This is a genomic window from Calyptranema fuscum S582 (assembly GCF_055793305.1).
The window spans coordinates 38,025-44,929 of record NZ_JBSLYH010000056.1; the positions used below are offsets into that span (position 1 = coordinate 38,025).

The following is a 6,905-nucleotide window of genomic DNA, read 5'->3' on the forward strand; positions in this document are numbered from 1 at the left end:
AGATAAACTGTATTTTTTACGATTAGAAAATTCCAAAGGAATCCCTTGCGTTACAGAACTCCACAGACCATTGTGCTTGTATTAGTGGTGCTTGCCCTACTTCAGTTTGCCAGTGTTGCCCAGCGATCGCTTTCCGTTCGGGTTGACCGATGGTTAGCGATCCAGCAATTGTCAGGAAATGTCACATTTCAGCATGGCAGTACAAATCGTGCCGCTGCTGTGGGCGATCGCCTGCAAGCCTCAGGAGACGGTATCGTAACTGGGCAAAACTCAAGCGTTCGGCTGGCAGTCGATACGGGCATCGGATTTGTGGACGTTTCTCAAAATACGCGTTTACAAGTGCAAACCCTTGCCATTGCCCCCGACAACGGACGCATTACTCACCTGGAAGTCAGCCAGGGGCAAGCCCGTCTGCAAGTGCGACCATTTACTCATCGGGGGTCGGAGTTAGAAATTCGAACTCCGGCAGGGGTCAGTGGGGTGCGAGGAACAGACTTTGGCGTTAACGTTCTGCCCGATGGCAAAATGGGCGTTGCTACTCTATCGGGCCGTGTTTTGACCTCTGCCCAAAACAGAAGTGTCACGGTTGCAGGTGGGTTTCAAAACCTGACGATTCCTGGCGAGCCACCCCAACCTGCGGTGCCCCTGACCGATAATACCGATTTGAACTATGAGATTGTTCGATTTGTTGAAAATGGGGTTCGCCGAGTACGGTTGCTCGGTCAGGTTGATCCAGTCAATCTGGTGGTGGTGGGAGACGAACCCCAAACGACCAATCGTGAAGGACAATTTAGTTTTTGGTTGCCACTCCGCAATCAAGTGAGATTGCAAGTCACCGTTATTACCCCTCTTGGTCGAGAACAAGTTCACGAACTTGACATTGAATTATGAAGCGGCGGCTCCGCGAATTTGGCTGGAGGCTTCTTCCTGGGAGTACAACAGCCTTAATATTTACCATGTTGTTGCATCTAGGGGTACTTCAGCCCCTAGAACATCTTGCATACCAGGCATCTTTCCAGTTTAGAGGGGCGCTTCCCTGGGATGATCGGGTGGTATTAATTGCAATTGATGACACCAGCTTAAAACGCCTGGGACGGTTTCCCTGGTCGCGTCAGGAGTATATTCGGCTCTTAGAAAGATTATTGGATGCCAATGCCACGATTGTGGTGATGGATTTGCTGTGGTCAGAACCCAGCCCCGATGATGCTCAACTTGCTGATTTGATGGCACAGCAGGGGCGCGTGGTGTTGTCGCAAGCCAGGGACGTAACAGGGGTGCCGTTGTTACCAGTGCCTGTGTTACAACAGATGGCGATCGCCACGGGGCACATTCTCAATCAACGTGACAGTGACGGCATCATTCGCCACGTCTCCCCCCAAAGCGACGGACAACTCGCCCTGGCGATCGCCGCACTCCAGTCCTATTCGCTTGTCCACGCACCTGTCGAGATGCCCGCTTTAGATCAACCATTGTGGATCAATTGGTTGGGACCGGCTCAGCAGTTACCGCAGTATTCGTTTGCCGATGTGATTCAGGGAAACGTGTCGCCCGATGTATTTCAAGACAAAATTGTTTTGGTCGGTGCCACAGCGACCGGGCTTGATCCCTTAATGACACCGTTTGATCAAAATCCCCCGACCAGCAGTGTGCTGGTACATGCCACGCTGATCAGTAATATTCTGCAAGACAACCTGCTGCGCCCCTGGAACCCCAATTATTTTTGGTTGATTTTAGTGCTGGGGGGCCCTGGCTTGAGTTGGGTCATGGCAAGCTGGAATACTCGCCAACAGGTCATTGTCGTGGCTGGGTTGTGTGTCGGCTGGGGGTTGCTGAGTGCGCTGTTGTTTAAATTTAATAGTCTGCCGCCGATCGCATTGCCCATTTTACTTTTTGGCACGACGGCAGGGGCAGTCGCCCTGAGCGAACGACTGCGCGAAAATCAGTTATTGCAACGGCAAATTGACCAGCTCTGGACGGCGTACCACGATGACCTGGCGTTGCAGTCTATCGAGTTTGCCAATCCGTTAGTTCACTCACGAAAATGGAGTCTGTTTCGCCGACCTGCCACCTCTATGGTGCGGGTTGCCCAGTTAGCGGCATTGGCAGAACGGTTTGGGCGATCGCAGTCGGCTCAAGTGGCGATCGCCCAAACGTTGCCCATGGGTTTAGCGGCAGCAGACTTAAATGGACAGGTTTGGTTTTGCAATCCGGTTGCATCGGAGTGGTTACAGATTCGTCTGGGTAGCAACCTCAACACCCATCTTGTGCCCCACTGGCTCAGCCAGGAACAATGGCTGGCGACCCTGCAATTACTAAAATTAGGGCAAACGTCGTCGGTGAAAGAACTTCACCAAAATGGACGTTGGTTTGAACTCAAATTTGAACCCCTCAGTTACGACATTAACCAAATCCGAAACAGTCCCACCGATCTGCTCTCAGCCCACCCCTCCACCCCTTCATCCCTCCACCCCTTTACCCCTTCACCTCTCCACCCCTCCACCCCTTCATCCCTCCACCCCTCCACCCCTTCATCCCTCCACCCCTCCACCCCTCCAACAAACAGTTCACTCCGCCCAGCTTCAACCCAGCCCAGCCGGGGAGGATTGTTGTTTTTATTAGAAGACATTACTGCCTATAAAACTGCTGAAGTAGAGTTGCAGCGAGCCAAAGATGCTGCCGAGACGGCGAACCGCGCCAAGAGCGAATTTTTGGCAAACATGAGCCACGAACTCCGCACCCCGCTCAATGCCATTTTGGGCTTTACCCAAATCATGAGCCATGACACCTTACTCAAACCTGAGCATGAAGAATATGTCGATATCATTAATCGCAGCGGACAACATTTGTTGAATTTGATCAATGACGTGTTGGAAATGTCCAAGATTGAGGCAGGCAGGGTCAGACTCAACGAAAGCCCGTTTGATTTCTATCAACTGCTCAACACGCTAGAAGATATGTTGCAGCTCAAGGCAAATGCCAAACATCTAGCCCTCAGCTTTAGATGTGCTGCTGATGTGCCGCAATACATTACCACCGACGAAAGCAAATTGCGTCAGGTGTTGCTCAATTTGCTCAGCAATGCCATCAAATTTACTCAAAAGGGCTTTGTGGTTTTGCGGGTTCGGTGTCTGCTCGATCAGCCCCATCTGGCAAGTGCTGCCGTACCTCATCACCCTGGCTCTACCGCTTACCCGCTTACTCACACAGATTGGCTGACATTGGCATTTGAAATTGAAGATTCTGGCTCTGGAATTGCACCTGAAGAACTCAGTCGGTTGTTTAAGCCGTTTGAGCAAACCCGTGCAGGGCAACAATCGCAAGAAGGTACAGGGCTGGGGTTAGCAATCAGCCGCAAGTTTGTCAATTTAATGGGAGGTGATATCACGGTTGAGAGTGTCAGTGGTCGAGGCAGTCTGTTTCGGTTTCAGATTTGTACTAAATTGACGCGATCGCCTACAGCCGGTGAGCCAGTTCAATCGATGCGTGTCGTTGGTTTGGCATCGGGGCAACCAAGCTATCGGTTATTAGTCGTCGAAGACCAGAGAGAAAATCAACAGCTTTTAAGGCAATTGCTCACCTCGGTTGGGTTTGAAGTACAAGTTGCCCAAAACGGGCGTGAATGCATTTCGCTCTGGGAAAAGTGGGAACCTCACCTGATTTTGATGGATATGCGAATGCCGGTGATGAATGGCTATAAAGCCACCCAGACAATTAAAGCGACTACCAAAGGAAAATCGACGGTGATTATCGCGGTGACGGGAAGTGCGTTTGAAGAAGATCGGTCTGCGATTCTTTCGATCGGTTGCGATGACTTTGTGCGGAAGCCGTTTCAAGAAGACATTATTTTTGAGCGCATTGCTCAATACTTACAAGTGCAATACGTTTATGCCGACCCCTTAGAAACAACCTATCAACCTAAGATCTACAGCAAACCCTATCAGATCACGGCAGATAGTTTGACCGTTATGCCATCAGAATGGATTGCCCAACTCTATCAAGCAGCGTGTGGGTGTAGCGATCGCATGGTATTCCAATTGATTAAGCAAATCCCAAAATCTCATGCCACCCTAGCCAAAGCGTTAGAAGATCTGGCATATAACTATCAGTTTGATGAAATTATTAAACTCACCGAAACCATCCGCAAATAAGTACAGCAATCCCAAATGGCTTGTAAGAGACGCAACCCCGAAGGGGTTGCGTCTCTTACAAGCCGCTTATCTCACAACTCATTTCGGATCGTGGATTTAATAAACCCGAAGATTTATTTTTGGAAGCGCGGCGCAGCCGCGCTTCCAAAAATAAACGTCCGGGTTTTAATTAATGTGATCCTTAGGACGGCTATGGTAGCTGAAGGGCTGGTTAGGATAGGGGCGTGGGGGCTGTGCCTCCGGACAGGGGTTCCACCCCTGCACCCTGCAACGCCGACGGTAGATTCATCTATTACGTTGTGAACCAGGTATGACAATGGGACTCAGATGATGAACAGACGGAATTGGCGATCGCAGGATCATAGATGGAGACTCCTGCCGGGGGCTCTAACCGCTCTGAGTCTCGGTATTTTGGTGAAGCTATCTGCCTTACAACCCTTAGAACAGATTGCCTATCAGGCGTTGTTTCAAATCAGGGGGGTGTTGCCTTGGGATAGTCGGTTGGTGTTGATTGCCATCGACGATGCTAGCGTACGGCAGTTGGGCTGGTTTCCCTGGTCGCGTCAGGAATATGTCAAGTTGCTCAATCAGTTATCTCAAGCCGACCCCAGTGTGGTTGTGTTTGATTTGATCTGGTCTGAAGCCAGCCCCGATGATGCATTGTTGGCTGAAGCCATGGAGTACCAAGGACGGGTTGTGATTGCCCATGCCTGGGATGCGGCTGGCTTGCCGTTATTGCCTGTGCCCCGATTGAGTCAAGCGGCGATCGCCACGGGGCACATTCTCAAGCAGCAAGAGTCAGATGGGCTTGTGCATCAACTCCTGCCGCAACTCGGATCGCAACCCACGCTAAGTGTTGCTGCTATTCAAGCCTATTCGCTCGTGCAAGCACCCATCCCCTTGCCCCCCAGCGATCGCCCATTTTGGCTGAATTGGTTAGGACCTGCCGAGCAACTGGAAAAGTATTCTTTTATCGATGTAGTGCAAGGTAAAGTGCCCGCCACCGCCTTTCAAAACAAAATTGTATTGATCGGGGCGACTGCCACAGGCATCGATCCACTGATCACCCCGTTTGATAAAAATCCACCTGCCAGTAGCGTCTATATCCATGCCACGGCAATTAGTAATTTGTTGCAGCAAAACTACTTGCATCCCCTCGATCGCGGCTGGCGTATTTTGTTGTTGATATTGGGTGGTCCCTGCCTGAGTTGGCTGATTGCCTGCTGGAGTACACGTCGTCAAATTGTAGTGGTGGCAGGGCTGTGCCTGGTATGGGTGGGGGTGAGTCTGGTGCTATTTCACTTTTACTATTTGCCGACGGTCGGGTTTCCCCTATTGCTTTTTGTCAGCACTGGCGGGGCAGTGGCGTTGTCGGAACGACTGCGCGAAAATTTGCTGCTGCAACGGCAAATTGCTCAACTTTGGCATCGCTATCACCAGGATGTCGTTTTGCGGGCAAACGAGCCGACCCATCCCCTAATTCAGCTTCAGGCGCAAAGCCTTGAGCAACCGGCTTCTCCTATGCTGCGGGTGGCGCAGTTAGCCGCACTCGCCGAACAGTTTGGGCGATCGCAATCTACCCAAGCGGCGATCGCCCGGAGTCTTTCGATTGGCTTACTGGCAGCCGATTTAGATGGAACGGTCTGGTTTTGCAATCCTGTGGCAACGGACTGGTTGCAGATTCACATTGGTGAGTCCTTAGTCGATCGGTTAGTGCCGCAATGGTTGACGTTAGCTCAGTGGCAAGTCGATTTAGCCAGCTTGCAACAGGGCAACCCCACCCAACTGCGAGAATTAAATCATCAGGGGCAGTGGCTGGAACTGCGGTTGGAACCGTTGATTTATCCCTCGTATGGAGAAGGCAGAGGGCAGGGGGCGGATGATTTGAGTGGATTTTTGTTGTTACTCGAAGATATTGGCGATCGCAAACAGGTAGAAGCCCAGTTAAATCAACAGATCCAGGAATTGCATAAAATTAGTGTGCTGAAAGACGACTTTCTTAGCACCGTTTCCCATGAGTTGCGTGCGCCTATGGCAAATATGAAAATGGCAATTCATATGCTGGGTATTGCCCAATCGCCTGAGGTACGCGATCAATATTTGCGGATTTTGAAAGAAGAATGCCGTCGTGAAACCGATTTAATTAATGATTTGCTAGATTTGCAAAAACTGGAAGCGGGTGCCAAAGAACTAAAACCCGAAACTCTTGATTTACAAGCGTGGCTACCTGCCATCCTGGAACCCTTTTATGCGCGGACTGCAACTCGGCAACAACAGTTGTATCTCGAACTCGCACCCGATTTGCCATTGCTTCAAGCCGATCCATCAAGTCTGGGGCGACTGATCACCGAACTGGTCAACAATGCCTGTAAATACACGCCCCCTGACCACAAAATTTCCGTCCAGGCTATCCCCTACCCTACCTATATAGAATTGCAAATTAGTAACTCTGGCGTCGAAATTCCACCATCCGAGTTAGAAAAGATTTTCGAGAAATTTTATCGGGTTCCCAGTAGCGATCGCTGGAAGCAAGGAGGCACAGGTCTGGGCTTAGCCCTGGTCAAACGACTCACCGAACACTTGGGCGGCAGCATTCGGGTCGAGAGCCATGATAATCTGACGTGCTTTATCCTTCAGCTACCGCTGAATCCAGAGGCGATCGCCAGCCATTAAGCATCGTGTTTTTTTTTGAGAGAGCGACGGCGGAGCCGTCGCTCTCTCAAAAAGAGTTGGGTTTTATTAAGTCCGCGACCCTAA

The 6,905-nt window shown here is 50.7% G+C and carries 3 protein-coding genes; all 3 read left to right on the forward strand.

What is annotated here, in order from left to right; all coding sequences use genetic code 11:
- Positions 1–45 precede the first annotated feature (45 nt).
- The 3 genes from ACR6Z4_RS27185 to ACR6Z4_RS27195 all read left to right on the forward strand — a co-directional run bounded on the left by ACR6Z4_RS27185 (position 46) and on the right by ACR6Z4_RS27195 (position 6,821).
- Positions 46–891, forward strand: coding sequence for a FecR family protein (locus ACR6Z4_RS27185; protein ID WP_479720480.1), 846 nt, complete (start codon positions 46–48; stop codon positions 889–891).
- Positions 888–4,148: a CHASE2 domain-containing protein gene (locus tag ACR6Z4_RS27190; RefSeq protein WP_479720481.1), complete on the forward strand. Its 3,261-nt coding sequence runs from the start codon at positions 888–890 to the stop codon at positions 4,146–4,148. The genes ACR6Z4_RS27185 and ACR6Z4_RS27190 overlap by 4 nt, the downstream gene beginning before the upstream one ends.
- A gap of 327 nt (positions 4,149–4,475) precedes the next feature.
- Entirely contained in the window at positions 4,476–6,821 is a 2,346-nt protein-coding gene (locus ACR6Z4_RS27195) for a CHASE2 domain-containing protein (RefSeq protein WP_479720482.1), read from the forward strand.
- The last annotated feature ends 84 nt before the right edge of the window (positions 6,822–6,905 follow it).

What these genes read in the sequence shown, in the direction of transcription:
- ACR6Z4_RS27190 (WP_479720481.1), top strand. Translation starts at nt 888, where the DNA reads ATGAAGCGGCGGCTCCGCGAATTTGGCTGGAGGCTTCTTCCTGGGAGT.
- ACR6Z4_RS27195 (WP_479720482.1), top strand. Translation starts at nt 4,476, where the DNA reads ATGATGAACAGACGGAATTGGCGATCGCAGGATCATAGATGGAGACTC.